Genomic DNA, 16,778 nt, shown 5'->3' with positions numbered 1-16,778 from the left:
CACGGATGGCTGACGTTATGCTGTTAAGTCAAGAAGCTTACAAGAAAATTGATCGCGAACTCGCGAAATTCCCTGCTGATCAACGGCAGTCCGCCGTCATGGCGGCACTGGCCATTGCCCAGAGCGAAAAAGGCTGGTTGCCGCCTGAAGTGCTCATGGATGTAGCCAACTATATCGGCATGGCTCCGATCGCGGTACAGGAAGTAGCAACTTTTTACAATATGTACAATACCAAGCCGGTAGGCAAGTACAAGATCTCGGTCTGTACCAACCTGCCGTGCCAGCTGTCGGGTGGCGAGAAGGCTGCGCACTACCTGAAGGACAAGCTGGGTATCGATTACAAGGAAACGACCGCAGACGGCCAGTTCACTCTCGTTGAAGGCGAGTGCATGGGCGCGTGCGGCGATGCCCCCGTCATGCTGGTCAACAACAAGCGCATGTGCAGCTTCATGTCGAATGAAAAGATCGATGCGCTGGTAGAGGAATTGAAGAAATGACCAGCCTGCACAACCGACATATCAATCCGCTGATCCTCGCGGGGCTCGACGGCAATAACTGGCATCTGTCCGACTACGTGAAACGCGGCGGATACGAAGCGCTCAAGCGCATCCTCAACGAGAAGATCGCTCCCGAACAAGTCATCGCCGAACTGAAGGCATCGTCGCTGCGCGGCCGCGGCGGCGCCGGATTCCCGACCGGCCTGAAGTGGAGCTTCATGCCGCGCCAGTTTCCCGGCCAGAAGTACCTGGTCTGCAACACTGACGAGGGCGAGCCCGGCACGTTCAAGGATCGCGACATCATCCGCTTCAATCCCCATGCCCTGATCGAGGGAATGGCGATCGGTGCTTACGCGATGGGCATCACCGTGGGCTACAACTATATCCACGGCGAAGTCTGGGCCGAGTACGAGCGGTTCGAAGAGGCGCTGGAAGAGGCGCGCGCCGCCGGATTCCTGGGCAACAACATCATGGGCAGCGAATTCAGCTTCCAGCTGCATGCCTTCCATGGTTACGGCGCCTACATCTGCGGCGAAGAAACCGCGCTGCTCGAATCCCTGGAAGGAAAGAAGGGCCAGCCGCGCTTCAAGCCGCCGTTCCCCGCCAGCTTCGGCCTCTACGGCAAGCCGACTACGATCAATAACACCGAGACCTTCGCGGCCGTGCCCTTCATCATGGGCATGGGCGGCGAGGCGTACGCTGCGCTGGGCAAGCCTAATAACGGCGGCACCAAGATCTTCTCGATGTCCGGCGACGTTGCTCGTCCCGGTAATTACGAGGTCCCGCTCGGCACGCCGTTCGCGAAGCTGCTGGAGCTGGCCGGTGGAATGCGCGACGGCAAGAAGATCAAGGCGGTGATTCCTGGCGGTTCGTCCATGCCGGTGCTCACCGGCGACGTGATGATGGCAACCGACATGGATTACGACTCGATCGCAAAGGCGGGTTCGATGCTCGGCTCCGGCGCGGTCATCGTCATGGATGAAACACGCTGCATGGTCAAGTCGCTGCTACGCCTGTCGTATTTTTATTACGAAGAATCCTGCGGACAGTGCACGCCGTGCCGCGAAGGCACCGGCTGGCTGTACCGGATGGTGCATCGCATCGAGCACGGACAAGGACGCGCCGACGATCTCGACATGCTGAACACGATCGCGGACAACATCCAGGGGCGCACTATCTGCGCGCTCGGCGACGCAGCGGCAATGCCGGTGCGCGCGATGGTGAAGAACTTCCGCGAGGAGTTCGAATATCACATCGAGCACAAGCGCTGCATCGTTCCTGCCTATGTCTGAATCACGTGAAGGGCCGCATGGCCCTCACGGCAAAAGTTACCTGGCGCGCCCGGCGCGCCTTACCCATACTGAGGCAAAACTGAGCCATGGTTGAAATTGAAATCGACGGCAAAAAAGTAGAGGTGCAGGAAGGCAGCATGGTCATGGATGCCGCCAACAAGGTCGGCACCTACATACCGCATTTTTGCTATCACAAGAAATTGTCCATCGCGGCAAACTGCCGCATGTGCCTGGTCGAAGTCGAGAAGGCACCGAAGCCGCTTCCCGCATGCGCGACCCCGGTGACCAACGGCATGATCGTCCGCTCCAACAGCGACAAGGCGGTCAAGGCGCAGAAAAGCGTGATGGAGTTCCTGCTCATCAATCACCCGCTGGACTGCCCAATCTGTGACCAGGGCGGCGAGTGCCAGCTGCAGGATCTCGCGGTGGGCTATGGTCCGGCCGCTTCGCGCTACGAAGAAGAGAAGCGCGTCATCGATCCGAAGGACGCGGGTCCGCTGATTTCCATGCGTGAAATGGCGCGCTGCATCCACTGCACCCGCTGCGTCCGCTTCGGTCAGGAAATTGCTGGCGTCATGGAGTTCGGCATGCTCAACCGCGGCGAACATTCGGAGATCACGACCTTCGTCGGCAACAGCGTCGATTCCGAGCTGTCGGGCAACATGATCGACCTGTGCCCGGTCGGCGCGCTCACATCGAAGCCGTTCCGTTACACCGCGCGTACCTGGGAATTGTCGCGCCGCCGCTCCGTCAGTCCGCATGATGGCCTGGGCTCCAACCTGATGGTACAGGTCAAGGGCGGCAAGGTCATGCGCGTGCTGCCACTCGAGAACGAAGCGGTCAACGAATGCTGGCTGTCCGACAAGGACCGCTTCTCCTACGAGGGGCTGAACCACGAGGACCGCCTCACAGTGCCGATGATCAAGCAGGACGGCAAGTGGATCGAGACCGACTGGCAGACCGCGCTGGAATACGTCGCGCACGGCCTGCGTAACATCCGCCATGAACACGGTGCAGATTCCATCGCCGCATTGGCCGCACCGTATTCAACCCTGGAAGAGCTGAGCCTGCTGCAGAAGCTGGTGCGCGGCCTCGGATCCGACAACATCGATTTCCGCCTGCGCCAGTCCGACTTCGCGCTGGACGGCAAGGTCACTCCCTGGCTGGGCATGTCGATCGACGAATTCGGCCAGGTCAACCGCGCCTTCCTGATCGGCTCCTTCCTGCGCAAGGATCATCCGCTGCTCGCAGCGCGCCTGCGCCATGCCGCCAAGCGCGGCACCAAGGTCAGCACACTGAATGCAACCGATGACGACCACCTGCTGCCGATCGCGAACCGCCTGATCAAGGCACCGTCAGACTGGCTGTCCGCGCTGAGCGAAGTGGTGGTGGCGATTGCCGCCGCCAAGGGCATCGCAGCGCCCGCAGGCTTTGATGGCATCCAGGCCGGTGAAATCGCCAAGGCGATCGCCGACAGCCTGCTGTCTGGCGAGCGCAAGGCTGTCGTGCTCGGCAACTCCGCCGCACAGCATCCTCAGGCATCCCAGCTACACGCTGCGGCACAGTGGATCGCCCAGCAGACCGACGCCAAGTTCGGCTACCTGACCGAGGCAGCCAATACTGTCGGCGGCTATATCGCCAACGCCGTCCCGGGCAAGGGGGCCAATGCCATCCAGGCATTTGCCCAGCCGCGCAAGGCTTATGTGCTGATGCACGCCGAGCCGGAATACGACTGCTACGATCCGCAGGCCGCGCGCTCGGCCCTGCAGCAGGCGGAGATGGTGGTAGTCATGTCGCCGTACAAGCATGGAACCGAGTATGCCGACGTTCTGCTGCCGATCGCGCCGTTTTCCGAAACAGCCGGCACCTTCGTCAACTGCGAGGGCAGGGCGCAAGGCTTCAACGGCACCGTCAAGCCGCTCGGCGAAACCCGTCCGGCATGGAAGGTGCTGCGCGTTCTCGGCAACCTGCTCGACATCGGCGGTTTCAATTACGACACGTCGGAGCAGATCCGAATCGAAGTGCTCGGCACAAAACTGGCCGAGGAAGCCGACCTGTCTTCCAAGCTGAACAACATTGCTAGCGACGCGCCGCAGGCTGCCAGGCCGTCGGCAGACGGCCAGCTCGAGCGCATCGCCGATGTGCCTATCTACTTCAGCGACGCCATCGTTCGCCGTGCCGGTTCGCTGCAGCAGACCACCGATGCGAAGGCGCCGAAGGCGCACATCTCCGCATTGCTCGCGGAACAGCTCGGCATCGGTGAAGGCGCGCAGATCAAGGTGCTGCAGGGGCAGGGCACCGCAGTCGTTCCGGTTGCAATCGATGCGAAACTTCCGGCCAACGTCATCCGTGTCGCGGCTGCGCATCCCAGCACGATCGGCCTCGGCGGCATGTTCGGCCCCATCAGCGTGGAGAAAATCTAATGGATCAGGTGTTCATGACCATCAACAGCACCGGACAGAATGTGTTCGGCATGCTGTGGCCGCTGATCTGGAATGTTGTCAAGATCGTCGCCGTCGTACTTCCGTTGCTGGCGTGCGTTGCGTATCTCACATTGTGGGAACGCAAGATGATCGGCTGGATGCATATTCGCATCGGCCCGAACCGGACTGGTCCGGCCGGGTTGCTGCAACCGATCGCCGACGCCCTCAAGTTGCTGCTCAAGGAAATCGTCGTTCCAGCCAAGTCGAACAAGGCGCTGTTTGTCATCGCTCCGGTCATGACCATCATGCCGGCGCTGGCGGCATGGGCTGTCATTCCTTTTGGTCCGGAAACCGTGCTGGCCAATATCAATGCCGGTCTTCTCTTCGTGATGGCGATTACATCGCTGGAAGTCTACGGCGTGATCATTGCCGGCTGGGCATCCAATTCCAAGTATGCCTTCCTGGGCGCGATGCGCGCATCTGCCCAGATGGTGTCCTACGAAATCGCAATGGGCTTTTCGCTCGTCGTCGTGCTGCTTGTATCAGGCAGCTTGAACCTGACCGACATCGTGATGGGGCAGAACAAAGGATTTTTCGCCGAACAAGGGCTTCCGATCTTGTCGTGGAACTGGTTGCCGCTATTGCCGATTTTCGTGATTTATGTGATCTCCGGAATCGCAGAGCTTAACCGTCACCCTTTTGACGTAGTGGAAGGCGAGTCGGAAATCGTCGCGGGTCACATGGTCGAGTATTCAGGAATGTCGTTCGCGATGTTCTTCCTCGCGGAGTACGCGAACATGATTCTGATCTCGATGCTGACTGCGCTGCTGTTCCTTGGCGGCTGGGCGGCACCGGTTTCATTCCTCGATTTCATCCCCGGATGGATCTGGCTCGGCATCAAGACCTTCCTCGTCGTTTCGCTGTTCATCTGGGCACGCGCTTCGTTTCCGCGCTATCGCTATGACCAGATCATGCGCTTGGGCTGGAAAGTGTTCATCCCGCTGACCCTCGCTTACCTGGTGATCGTCGCCGCGTGGATGCAGACCCCCTGGAATATTTGGAAGTAAGGAAAAAGGCTCATTACCATGGAAGCCATCAAAGAATTTTTCGGCAGCCTGATGCTGCGAGAACTACTCAAGGGGCTCGCGCTTACGGGACGATATATGTTCGCCCGCAAGATCACTGTGCAGTTTCCCGAAGAGAAGACGCCATTGTCTCCGCGCTTCCGCGGCCTGCATGCGCTGCGCCGCTATCCGAACGGCGAAGAGCGTTGCATCGCCTGCAAGCTGTGCGAAGCGGTCTGTCCGGCAATGGCGATCACCATCGAATCGACCGAGCGTGACGACGGAACCCGCCGTACCACGCGCTACGACATCGACCTGACCAAATGCATCTTCTGCGGCTTTTGCGAGGAATCCTGCCCGGTCGACTCGATTGTCGAAACGAACATCCTTGAATATCACGGCGAAAAGCGCGGCGACCTGTACTTTACGAAGGAAATGTTGCTCGCGGTCGGCGACCGCTATGAAAAGGACATTGCCGCTGCCCGAGCAGCCGACGCCGCATATCGTTGATGCCGGCCGTTTGGCCTTCGTAAAGCTGACTCACTTGGTCGATTATGGAATTTAAAACTGCTTTGTTCTACGCGTTCTCGGCGATCCTGATATTGGCCGCCATTCGCGTCATCACCTCCCGCAACCCGGTGCACGCCGCATTGTTCCTGGTGCTTTCCTTCTTCTCGGCGGCAGGCATCTGGATGCTCCTGAAAGCCGAGTTCCTGGCCATCGTGCTGGTGCTTGTGTATGTGGGAGCGGTCATGGTGCTCTTCCTGTTTGTCGTGATGATGCTCGACGTAGATATCGGCAAGATGCGCGAAGGCTTCTGGAGCTACTTTCCGCTGGCCGCCGGCGTCGGCGTGCTCATCGTTCTCCAGATGGCGGCCGTGCTGTTCCATGGCTTCTGGGATCCGGCGGCGCAGGCGCCTGCAGCGGCTGCCAATATCGGCGATACGAAGGAGTTGGGCAAGCTGATCTATACCGAGTACATCTACGCATTCGAAATTGCTGCGGTGGTGCTGCTGGTTGCGATGGTGGCTGCCGTGGCGCTGACGCTGCGCCGGCGAAAGGATTCGAAGTACTTCGATCCTGCGGCTGCCGTCAAGGTCAAGCGCAACGACCGTATCCGCATGGTCAGCATGAAAGCTGAATCCGACCGCGCCGAACAGCGCGCGAACGGCGGTGCCGGCGCTGCGGCGTCCGCAACGGAAAAACAATAAGGGAATCGCACCGTGGCTCTATCACTTGCACACTATTTGATCCTTGGGGCGATCCTGTTCGCCATCTCGATCGTCGGCATCTTCCTCAACCGCAAGAACATCATCGTATTGCTGATGGCGATCGAACTGATGCTGCTGGCGGTGAACACGAACTTCATCGCCTTCTCGCATTATCTCGGCGATGCGGCGGGACAGATTTTCGTCTTCTTCATTCTGACGGTGGCTGCAGCGGAAGCCGCGATTGGTCTTGCCATCCTGGTGGTGCTGTTCCGTAACCTGGACACCATCAACGTGGAAGATCTCGACAGTCTCAAAGGTTAACCAGAAAAATAACGGATAAGGTCCATCATGGCGGGGCAACTCAACCCATATCTACTCTTGGCTGTGCCTCTGGCACCACTGGCAGGCTCTGCAATTGCAGGCCTGTTCGGAACCAAGTTTTTCGGCAACAAGATCGGTCGCACCGCATCGCATTCCGCGACCATCCTTGGTGTTTTGATCTCATTCATCATTTCAGTCCAGACGCTGCTGGCCGTCATGGACGGCGCCAGCTACAACGGCACTCTCTACAACTGGATGACCGTGATGGGACTGAAGCTGGAAATCGGCTTCCTCGTCGACAGCCTGACGGCAATGATGATGTGCGTGGTGACCTCCGTGTCGCTGATGGTGCATATCTACACCATCGGCTACATGGCCGATGACGAAGGCTACAACCGTTTCTTCTCTTACATCTCGCTGTTCACCTTCTCGATGCTGATGCTCGTCATGAGCAACAACTTCCTGCAGCTGTTCTTCGGCTGGGAAGCGGTAGGCCTGGTCTCCTACCTGCTCATCGGCTTCTGGTACACCCGTCCCACCGCGATCTACGCGAACATGAAGGCCTTCCTTGTCAACCGCGTGGGCGACTTCGGCTTCATCCTGGGCATCGGGCTGCTGCTTGCCTATGCCGGTTCGATGAACTACGGCGAAGTGTTTGCTAAGAAGAACGAACTTGCCGCCCTGACGCTGCCCGGTACCGACTGGATGCTGATCACCGTCGCCTGCATCTGCCTTTTCATCGGCGCCATGGGCAAGTCCGCGCAATTCCCGCTGCACGTCTGGCTGCCCGATTCAATGGAGGGTCCGACGCCGATTTCCGCGCTGATCCATGCCGCCACCATGGTGACGGCCGGCATCTTCATGGTGGCGCGCATGTCGCCGCTGTTCGAGCTGTCCGACACCGCGCTGTCCTTCGTGCTGGTGATCGGGTCGATTACAGCGCTGTTCATGGGATTCCTCGGCATCATCCAGAATGACATCAAGCGGGTGGTTGCCTATTCGACCCTCTCGCAGCTGGGTTACATGACAGTTGCCCTCGGCGCGTCGGCATACTCGGTGGCCGTATTCCACCTGATGACCCACGCCTTCTTCAAGGCCTTGCTTTTCCTCGGCGCGGGCGCCGTCATCATCGGCATGCACCACGACCAGGACATCCGCAACATGGGCGGCCTGCGCAAGTACATGCCGATCACCTGGATCACCTCGCTGCTCGGTTCGCTGGCGCTGATTGGCACGCCGTTCTTCTCCGGCTTCTACTCGAAGGACAGCATCATCGAAGCGGTGCACGAGAGCCAAATCTGGGGTTCGGGCTTCGCCAATTTCGCGGTACTGGCGGGTGTCTTCGTCACGGCTTTCTATTCCTTCCGCATGTACTTCCTCGTGTTCCATGGCGAAGAGCGTTTCGGCAAGGCGCACGACCATCACGGCCACAGTGCACACGATGCGCATGATGCCCATGAAGAGCATGATAATGCGCACGACGCGCACCATCACCATGGCCTCGCACCGGGCGAGAAGCCGCATGAGGCGCCATTCGTAGTCACGCTGCCACTGATCCTGCTTGCGATTCCGTCGGTGATCATCGGCTTCATCGCGATCGGCCCGATGCTGCACGGCGACTTCTTCAGGGATGTGATCTTCGTCGGCGAATCGCACAAGGCATTGCAGATCCTGACCGAGAAATTCCATGGCGCCGCCGCGATGGGCATGCACGCATTCTCCACCGCGCCGTTCTACCTGGCGCTGGCTGGAGTCGCAGCCGCCTATTACTGCTACATGGTCAATCCAAGGGTTCCGGCGTGGTTCTACAGCAAGTTCCGCGGCATTCACACGATCCTGGAAAACAAGTACTACCTGGACAAGTTCAATGAAGTGGTGTTCGGCGCCGGCGCACGCGTCCTTGGAGGCGGGCTTTGGAGGATCGGCGACCGCGCCCTGATCGACGGGTTGATCGTCAACGGCAGTGCCAAGGCGGTGGGATGGTTCTCCACAGTGATCCGCCACCTGCAGTCCGGTTACATCTACCACTACGCCTTCGTGATGATCATCGGCGTGCTGGGCTTCCTGATCTATTTCATGCCGTTCCCGACGTTTGCCAAATAAGTTGGCGATGTAAAGCAAATAAAAACCATGATGCAGTCAACTTTTCCTCTTCTGAGCCTTGCGATCTGGTGCCCGATCGCATTCGGCGTGTTCGTCCTGCTGTTCGGCAGGGATGACAAACCCGGCCTGGTGCGCGGAATCTCGCTGATCGGTTCGATCGTCAGCTTCCTCGTCACCCTGCCGCTGATCAACCAGTTCGACAAGGCTGCGCACGGCATGCAGTTCGTCGAGAGGGCATCCTGGATCGAGCGGTTCAACGTCCAGTACCTGCTCGGCGTCGACGGCATCTCTGTGTGGTTCGTCCTGCTGACGGCCTTCATCACGGTGATCGTCGTCATTGCCGGCTGGGAGGTGATCGAAAAGCGCGTCGCCCAGTACATGGGCGCGTTCCTGATCCTGTCCGGCCTGATGATCGGCGTGTTCTGCGCGCTCGACGGCCTGCTGTTCTACGTATTCTTCGAAGCGACCCTGATCCCGATGTTCATCATCATCGGCGTCTGGGGCGGCGCCAACCGGGTCTACGCGGCGATCAAGTTCTTCCTTTATACCTTGCTTGGCTCCCTGCTGACTCTGGTGGCGCTGCTGTACCTGTACTTCAAGTCGGGCGGCAGCTTCGAGATCCTGACCTGGCACAAGCTGCCGCTGCCGCTCGATGCGCAGATCCTGATCTTCCTTGCCTTCCTGATGGCTTTCGCGGTCAAGGTGCCGATGTGGCCGGTGCATACCTGGCTGCCCGACGCGCACGTCGAAGCGCCGACCGGCGGTTCGGTCGTGCTGGCCGCGATCATGCTGAAACTCGGCGCCTACGGCTTCCTGCGGTTCTCGCTGCCGATCGCGCCCGATGCCAGCCAGTACCTGTCGGGCTTCATCATCACGCTGTCCCTGATCGCGGTGATCTATATCGGCCTGGTTGCACTGGTGCAGGCGGATATGAAGAAACTGGTGGCCTATTCGTCGATTGCACACATGGGATTCGTCACGCTCGGCTTCTTCATGTTCAATGACATGGCGGTGCAGGGCGGCATCGTGCAGATGATTTCCCACGGTTTCGTGTCAGGCGCCATGTTCCTTTGCATCGGCGTGCTGTATGACCGCATGCATTCGCGCCAGATCGCCGACTACGGCGGCGTGATCAATACCATGCCCCGTTTCGCCGCATTCTTCGTGCTGTTCTCGCTGGCCAACTGCGGCCTTCCGGCCACCTCCGGATTCGTCGGCGAATTCATGGTGATCCTGGGTGCGGTGCAATACAACTTCTGGATTGGCATGCTCGCCGCGACGGCGCTGATCTTCGGCGCAGCGTACTCGCTGTGGCTGGTCAAGCGGGTGGTATTCGGCGATATCGGCAACAAGCACGTTGCGGAACTGACCGACCTCAACGGCCGCGAATTCTTCATGCTGAGCGTGCTGGCTATCGCCGTGATCGCGATGGGCGTCTATCCGGCACCGTTTACCGATGTCATGCAGATCTCCGTCGATGACCTTCTCAAGCATGTCGCAATCTCCAAGCTGCAATGACCGGCATCCGGCTGAATGCATGAATGAACGCACAATAGCGACGACAAGATGAACACTGTAAATTTCGCACCGGTCTATCCGGAAATCTTCCTGGTGATAGCGACGTCGGCCATCCTTCTGATCGACATGTTCCTGAAGGACAGCAAGCGCAATATCACCTACGCGCTGGCCCTCGTCACGCTGCTGGTTTGTATCGCGCTCAATGCGTCCGATTACGGCAAGCCGACGGTATACACCTTCAACAACATGTTCGTGTCCGATGCGATGTCGAACTTCCTGAAGGTCTGCTCGTATATTGCGATGGGCGTGACTCTAATCTATTCGCGCCAGTACGCGACCGAGCGCGGCATGCTCGGCGGCGCCCTTGGCGGTGAGTTCTATGTCCTCGCGCTGTTCTCCCTGCTGGGACAGATGGTCATGATCTCGGGAAACAACTTCCTGATCATCTATCTCGGTGTTGAACTGATGTCCTTGGCTACCTATGCGCTGGTCGCCCTCCGTCGCGGCAATGCGGTATCGACCGAAGCGGCGATGAAGTACTTCATCCTGGGTGCGCTGTCCTCCGGTTTCCTGCTGTACGGCATGTCAATGCTGTATGGCGCCACCGGTTCGCTCGACCTTACCGAAGTGGCCAAGGCAACTGCCTCCGGCAGTGTCAACAAGACGGTGCTGGTGTTCGGCCTCGTATTCGTCGTCTCCGGATTGGCGTTCAAGCTGGGCGTGGTGCCATTCCACATGTGGGTTCCCGACGTTTACCAGGGTGCTCCGACCGCGGTCACGCTGCTGCTCGGCGGTGCGCCCAAGCTGGCCGGCTTTGCGATCTGCATCCGCCTGCTGGTGGAAGGACTGTTCCCGCTTGCGATTGACTGGCAGCAGATGCTGACGGTACTGGCTGTGCTTTCGATGGCCGTCGGCAACATTACGGCAATCGTGCAGACCAACCTGAAGCGGATGCTGGCTTACTCCACCATCGGCCAGATGGGCTTCATGCTGCTCGGCATGCTGGCCGGCGTGGTCAACGGTAACGTCGCATCTGCAGCGAATGCCTACAGCTCGGCAATGTTCTACTCGGTCGCCTACGTGCTGACCACGCTCGGTACCTTCGGCCTGATCATGCTGCTGGCGCGCGCCGGCTTCGAGGCGGAAAGCATCGACGATTTCAAGGGACTGAACCAGCGCAGCCCGCTGTTCGCCCTGATCATGCTGATCCTGATGTTCTCGCTGACTGGCATTCCGCCGACCGTTGGCTTCTACGCGAAGCTGGCCGTGCTGCAGGCGGTGCTGAGCACCGGCCAGGTCTGGCTGGCGGTGGTCTCGGTGCTGCTGTCGCTGATCGGTGCCTTCTACTACCTGCGCGTGGTGAAGGTCATGTACTTCGATGAGCCCGTCGATAACAGCAAAATCGAAGTGCCCGGCGACATGCGCATCACGCTCACAGCCAATGGACTGGCAGTGCTGGCCCTGGGTATCCTGCCTGGTCCGCTGATGGCGCTTTGCGCAACGGCGATGGTCAGAACTTTGTCTTCCTGAAGCGAAGCTGCACAGTGGATGTTTCGCTTTCAAGCTGGTTCGTGATCCTGTTGGCGGCGGTCGCCGCCAACCTTCCGTTTCTTAACGAACGCCTGCTGGGCGCGATTTCCCTGAAACGCCCGGCCAAATCCCTCTGGCTGCGACTGTTCGAACTCATCATCCTGTACTTCATCGTCGGCGGCATTGCCTACCTGATCGAATCGCGGATAGGCAATGCATTTCCGCAGCGATGGGAGTTCTACGCCATCACCGCCTGTCTCTTCCTCGTCCTGGCTTTTCCGGGTTTCGTTTTCCGCTACCTGCGCAAGCACCATGCTTGATTTGCTCTAAGGCCAGCCGGGCGCCTGCGCCTACAATGGTGGCTTTGATTTGTTGGAGTGGGCAGGCATGGATTTGAAAGAAACTCAGGTCGACACCGAAGTCGCCTATGACGGGCATTTCCTGAAGGTGCAGCGGGACACCATCCGCCTACCGGACGGCAAGCTGACCAAGCGCGAATACATTACGCATCCCGGTGCGGTCGTCATCCTTCCCCTGCTGGACGACGGAACGGTGTTGCTGGAGCGGCAGTTCCGCTATCCGATGCATGACGTTTTCATTGAATTTCCAGCCGGGAAGATTGATCCGAACGAAGATCCGCTCGAGTGCGCAAAGCGCGAACTGAAGGAAGAAACCGGCTACACGGCTGTGGACTGGCATTTCCTTTGCACGATTCACAATGCCATTGCCTACTCGGATGAACATCTCGACATCTTCCTTGCACGCGGACTGACCGCGGGCGAGCGGGAGCTGGACGACGGCGAATTTCTGGAGACTTTCACCGCGACCGTGCCCGAAATGCTGGAATGGGTCAGAACCGGAAAGATCACGGATGTAAAAACCGTGATCGGCAGCTTCTGGCTGGAGAGAATCATCAACGGCCAGTGGAAGCCTTGACCAGGAATCAGGTTGGTAAAGTAGAGAAGGAAGAAAAAGAGCCGCTTGCGCGGCCCTTTTCATATGATTCACCTGGTTTGCATTACATGTTCGGATAGTTCGGTCCGCCACCGCCTTCAGGCGTAACCCAGACGATGTTCTGCGTCGGGTCCTTGATGTCGCAGGTCTTGCAATGCACGCAGTTCTGCGCATTGATCTGCAGGCGGTCCTCGCCGGCATCGTTCTGCACATACTCGTACACGCCTGCAGGACAGTAGCGCGATTCCGGACCTGCATACTTGGCCAGGTTGATATTGACCGGCACGCTGGCGTCCTTCAGCGTCAGGTGTACCGGCTGTTCTTCGGCATGATTCGTATTCGAGATGAATACCGAGCTCAGCTTGTCGAAGGTCAGCTTGCCGTCGGGCTTAGGATAAACGATGGGCTTGAATTCCGATGCCGGACGCAGGCATTCATGGTCGGCATGCTTGTGACGCAGTGTCCACGGCGCCTTCCCACGGAACAGGACCTGGTCGATGCCCACCATCAGGGTGCCCTTGTACAGGCCCTGGGTCATGAACGGCTTGAAGTTGCGGCCCTTGTACAGTTCCTCATGCAGCCATGATTTCTTGAACGCTTCCGGGAAGGCCGTCAGTTCATCCTGCGCGCGGCCCGCGCCCAGCGCCTCGAATGCCGCTTCGGCAGCCATCATGCCGGTCTTCATCGCCGCATGGCTACCCTTGATGCGGGACGCATTCAGGAAGCCCGCATCGCAGCCGATCAGCACGCCGCCCGGGAAAGTCAGCTTGGGCAGGGACTGCAGGCCTCCAGCGACCAATGCGCGCGCGCCATAGGAAATGCGCTTGCCGCCCTCGAAGTACTTGCGGATTTCCGGATGCGTCTTGTAGCGCTGGAATTCCTCATACGGCGCGAGATACGGGTTCTGGTAAGCCAGGCCGATTACATAGCCGACGGCAACCTGATTGTTTTCCAGGTGGTAGAGGAAGGAGCCGCCGTAGGTGTCGGCGTCGAGGGGCCAGCCGGCAGTGTGGATCACCAGGCCCGGCTTGTGCATCTTGGGATCGATTTCCCACAATTCCTTGATGCCGATAGCATAGGTCTGCGGATCGGCGTCCTTGTTGAGCTGGTACTTGGTCATCAGCTGCCTGCCGAGGTGGCCGCGCGCGCCTTCGGCGAAGAAGGTGTATTTCGCATGCAGTTCCATGCCGAGCTGGAAGGCATCGGTCGGATTGCCTTCGCGGTCCACGCCCATGTTGCCGGTCGCCACGCCCTTGACGGAGCCGTCGTCGTTGTACAGCACTTCGGCCGCAGGGAAGCCGGGGAAAATTTCCACGCCCAGCGATTCAGCCTGCTGGCCGAGCCAGCGCACCACGTTGGCCAGCGAGATCACATAGTTGCCGTGATTCTGGAAGCATGCAGGGAGTGCCCAGCCGGGAGTCTTGGTGGCTTTCTTCTCGGTGAGGAACAGGAACTGGTCCTCGGTGACGGGCGTATTGAGCGGCGCGCCGAGTTCCTTCCAGTTGGGAAACAACTCGTTCATGGCGATCGGATCCATGACGGCGCCGGAGAGAATATGGGCGCCGACCTCGGAACCCTTTTCCAGCACGCAGACCGACACTTCCCGGCCTTGTTCGGCGGCCAGCTGCTTCAGGCGGATAGCGGCTGACAGGCCGGCCGGGCCACCGCCAACGATGACGACATCGTATTCCATCGCCTCGCGCGGGCCGTATTGTTCTATCAGGTTTTGGGTCTGCGTCATGGTCTCACCAAGGTAGTTTAAAATTATCGAACGAACGTGCTAATTGTCGTGGATTTTGCGTTTGAACGCTAGACGCCTCGCTCTAATTGCCGCTCTTTCATGTAATGATAGCGTCAGGAACCAGTGAAGCTGAATCCGGAATCAATAAAAGGAGAAACTTGTGGGGATAGAAGTCAACTTTGAAGGCAAGATTGCCTTGGTCACCGGCGCCTCCAGCGGTCTCGGCGCGCGTTTTGCCAAGGTTCTCGCGCAAGCGGGCGCGCAAGTCGTACTTGCCTCGCGTCGCCTGGAACGCCTCAAGGAACTGCGTGCCGAAATCGAAGCGGACGGCGGCGCGGCACATGTGGTCTCGCTGGATGTCACCGACTATGCCAGCATCAAATCCGCGATCGCCCATGCCGAAACCGAAGCCGGCCCCATCGACATCCTGGTCAACAACTCCGGCGTGTCGACCACCCAGCGCCTGGTAGACGTTACGCCGGAAGACTATGCCTTTGTAATGGACACCAACCAGCGAGGGGCGTTCTTCGTCGCGCAGGAAACCGCCAAGCGCATGATCGCGCGCGCCAAGGGTGATCCCAGGAAACAGCACCGCATCATCAACATCGCCTCGGTGGCCGGACTGCGAGTCCTGCCCCAGATCGGCATCTATTGCATGAGCAAGGCGGCGGTCGTGCATATGACCAAATCGATGGCGGTCGAGTGGGGGCGCTTCGGCATCAACGTCAATGCCATCTGCCCCGGCTACATCAGCACCGAGATCAATGAAGACTACTTCGCGACCGAGCATGGCCACCAGCTGATCGACATGCTGCCACGCAAGCGGCTGGGTCGGCCGGAGGACCTCGACGGCCTGCTTCTGCTGCTAGCCGGAGAAGAGTCGCGCTTCATGAACGGCGCCATCGTAACGGCCGACGACGGCATGGCCGTGTACTGAAATCTAAATTCACTACCGAACTCCGATTGACTCCGATGACAAGTAAAAAGCTCGTCCATACGCTGCGCATGCCCATCCGCTGGGGTGACATGGATGCGATGGGACACGTCAACAACACGGTCTACTTCCGCTACCTTGAGCAGGCGCGCATATCCTGGTTCGTAGAAGCCGGCTGCCAGCCCGACCCGGGCGGGGAGGGGCCAGTGATCGTCAATGCGCGATGCACCTTCATCAAGCAGCTGAAGTATCCGGGCGACATCGAAATCCGGACCTATGTCGGCGAGCCAGGGCGGTCCAGCTTCGAAAGCTACCAGGAAATCCGCCGGCTCGACGAGCCGGACGTGATCGCCGCCGAAGGCGGCGCGAAGATCGTGTGGGTCGACTTTCCCAAGGAAAAATCGGCGCCGCTGCCGGACCGCATCCGCGCGCTGCTGGCGACGCCGGAATAGGGCGCTGATCGACTACGGTCGGGACGGGCTGCGCCGGGCTTGCTTGCGGCCCGGCTCCGTTCAGCCGGTCACGCCCACCAGGCGATGCACCAGTTCGCTCGAAGTCGCGGCCGAGAACTTGCGCATCAGCTTGGCGCGGTGCATTTCGACCGTGCGCGGGCTGAGCCCGACCTGGCGGGCAATCAGCTTGCTGGTCTTGCCTTCGACCAGCAGCGCGGCGATTTCACGTTCGCGCGGCGTCAGCTCCGCGGTGACCGGCCGTTTGGCGCTCAGGTCCTCGAAAGTCCAGATGCCGGCCGCATGCGGGTCGTCATGGATCAATGAACGTCCGCTCACATGGCACCAGAATAACTCCTGGTTCGCCCGTTTCATGATGCGCTCATCGGAGTAATGGCCTTTGGCGCTCATGATTGGCACAATGCGTGCGCCGGTGCGCTCGAACTCATCGAGGGTGGGATACAGTACCAGGAAGGACTTCCCCACCAGGTCGGCCGAGGGGTAGCCGAACATGCGCGCGAGCGTGTCGTTGCAGGCCTGGATTACCCTATTGTGGGAAACGCACATGCCGACCGGGGCATGACGGAAGATTGTCTCGTAATCTATAGTTGGAAATGCGCTCATTCTTCCTCGGGGCGCTTGCTTAAGGCGGAAAATTCGTATTTTTACGGTATTGCACGGCCAAGTCCACCATCTTATGCTGGCGGACACATTAGAACAGCCTACGGGCACTTTATACAA

16 protein-coding genes are annotated in these 16,778 nt (G+C 59.3%); 14 read left to right on the top strand and 2 right to left on the bottom strand.

Annotated elements, in window-relative coordinates; translation table 11 throughout:
- The first annotated feature begins 5 nt into the window (after positions 1 to 5).
- The 12 genes from nuoE (at position 6) to RY831_RS17740 (ending at position 12,895) form a co-directional block, all read left to right on the top strand.
- A complete protein-coding gene (nuoE, locus tag RY831_RS17795; protein ID WP_326507723.1) occupies positions 6 to 497 on the top strand; it encodes an NADH-quinone oxidoreductase subunit NuoE in 492 nt (163 codons plus the stop codon).
- Entirely contained in the window at positions 494 to 1,789 is a 1,296-nt protein-coding gene (gene nuoF / locus RY831_RS17790) for an NADH-quinone oxidoreductase subunit NuoF (RefSeq protein WP_326507722.1), read from the top strand. The genes nuoE and nuoF overlap by 4 nt, the downstream gene beginning before the upstream one ends.
- 86 nt (positions 1,790 to 1,875) lie before the next feature.
- Positions 1,876 to 4,212 carry an NADH-quinone oxidoreductase subunit NuoG gene (gene nuoG, locus RY831_RS17785; RefSeq protein ID WP_326507721.1) on the top strand — a complete coding sequence of 779 codons (2,337 nt, stop codon included), beginning with the start codon at positions 1,876 to 1,878 and terminating at the stop codon, positions 4,210 to 4,212.
- Positions 4,212 to 5,279, top strand: coding sequence for an NADH-quinone oxidoreductase subunit NuoH (nuoH, locus tag RY831_RS17780; RefSeq protein ID WP_326507720.1), 1,068 nt, complete (start codon positions 4,212 to 4,214; stop codon positions 5,277 to 5,279). Before nuoG ends, nuoH begins: the two co-directional genes overlap by 1 nt.
- An 18-nt stretch (positions 5,280 to 5,297) precedes the next feature.
- Positions 5,298 to 5,786: an NADH-quinone oxidoreductase subunit NuoI gene (nuoI, locus tag RY831_RS17775; protein WP_194723534.1), complete on the top strand. Its 489-nt coding sequence runs from the start codon at positions 5,298 to 5,300 to the stop codon at positions 5,784 to 5,786.
- Positions 5,787 to 5,830: 44 nt separating this feature from the next.
- Positions 5,831 to 6,487, top strand: a complete 657-nt coding sequence (locus tag RY831_RS17770; RefSeq protein WP_326507719.1) for an NADH-quinone oxidoreductase subunit J — start codon at positions 5,831 to 5,833, stop codon at positions 6,485 to 6,487.
- Positions 6,488 to 6,499: 12 nt separating this feature from the next.
- Positions 6,500 to 6,808: an NADH-quinone oxidoreductase subunit NuoK gene (gene nuoK / locus RY831_RS17765; RefSeq protein WP_326507718.1), complete on the top strand. Its 309-nt coding sequence runs from the start codon at positions 6,500 to 6,502 to the stop codon at positions 6,806 to 6,808.
- Between the two features lie 27 nt (positions 6,809 to 6,835).
- Complete coding sequence (gene nuoL, locus RY831_RS17760; protein WP_326507717.1) at positions 6,836 to 8,911, top strand: NADH-quinone oxidoreductase subunit L; 2,076 nt, start codon at positions 6,836 to 6,838, stop codon at positions 8,909 to 8,911.
- A 27-nt stretch (positions 8,912 to 8,938) separates the two neighbouring features.
- Positions 8,939 to 10,429, top strand: coding sequence for an NADH-quinone oxidoreductase subunit M (locus RY831_RS17755; protein WP_326507716.1), 1,491 nt, complete (start codon positions 8,939 to 8,941; stop codon positions 10,427 to 10,429).
- Between the two features lie 48 nt (positions 10,430 to 10,477).
- A complete protein-coding gene (gene nuoN, locus RY831_RS17750; RefSeq protein ID WP_326507715.1) occupies positions 10,478 to 11,959 on the top strand; it encodes an NADH-quinone oxidoreductase subunit NuoN in 1,482 nt (493 codons plus the stop codon).
- A 14-nt stretch (positions 11,960 to 11,973) separates the two neighbouring features.
- Positions 11,974 to 12,279 (top strand): DUF2818 family protein, encoded by a 306-nt coding sequence (locus RY831_RS17745; protein WP_326507714.1) that lies wholly within the window; start codon positions 11,974 to 11,976, stop codon positions 12,277 to 12,279.
- A gap of 67 nt (positions 12,280 to 12,346) precedes the next feature.
- Positions 12,347 to 12,895, top strand: a complete 549-nt coding sequence (locus RY831_RS17740) for an NUDIX domain-containing protein (protein WP_326507713.1) — start codon at positions 12,347 to 12,349, stop codon at positions 12,893 to 12,895.
- Between the two features lie 82 nt (positions 12,896 to 12,977).
- Here the strand turns inward: RY831_RS17740 and RY831_RS17735 are convergent, their stop codons facing one another.
- The gene (locus RY831_RS17735; protein ID WP_326507712.1) at positions 12,978 to 14,654 is read right to left on the bottom strand and encodes an electron transfer flavoprotein-ubiquinone oxidoreductase; all 1,677 of its coding nucleotides are present in this window, start codon (positions 14,652 to 14,654) and stop codon (positions 12,978 to 12,980) included.
- A gap of 160 nt (positions 14,655 to 14,814) precedes the next feature.
- Between RY831_RS17735 and RY831_RS17730 the strand changes: the two genes are divergently transcribed.
- On the top strand, positions 14,815 to 15,591 hold the full coding sequence (locus tag RY831_RS17730) for an SDR family oxidoreductase (protein WP_326507711.1): 777 nt from the start codon (positions 14,815 to 14,817) through the stop codon (positions 15,589 to 15,591).
- Positions 15,592 to 15,626: 35 nt separating this feature from the next.
- Positions 15,627 to 16,040: an acyl-CoA thioesterase gene (locus RY831_RS17725; RefSeq protein WP_326507710.1), complete on the top strand. Its 414-nt coding sequence runs from the start codon at positions 15,627 to 15,629 to the stop codon at positions 16,038 to 16,040.
- A 60-nt stretch (positions 16,041 to 16,100) separates the two neighbouring features.
- Here RY831_RS17725 and RY831_RS17720 read toward each other — a convergent pair whose 3' ends face one another.
- On the bottom strand, positions 16,101 to 16,661 hold the full coding sequence (locus tag RY831_RS17720; protein WP_326507709.1) for a LuxR C-terminal-related transcriptional regulator: 561 nt from the start codon (positions 16,659 to 16,661) through the stop codon (positions 16,101 to 16,103).
- Positions 16,662 to 16,778 lie beyond the last annotated feature (117 nt).

Source organism: Noviherbaspirillum album (assembly GCF_035916955.1).
Classification (GTDB): Bacteria; Pseudomonadota; Gammaproteobacteria; order Burkholderiales; family Burkholderiaceae_D; genus Noviherbaspirillum; species Noviherbaspirillum album.
The sequence above is the reverse complement of the archived record's forward strand: the minus strand, read 5'-3'. Positions and strand labels throughout refer to the sequence as shown.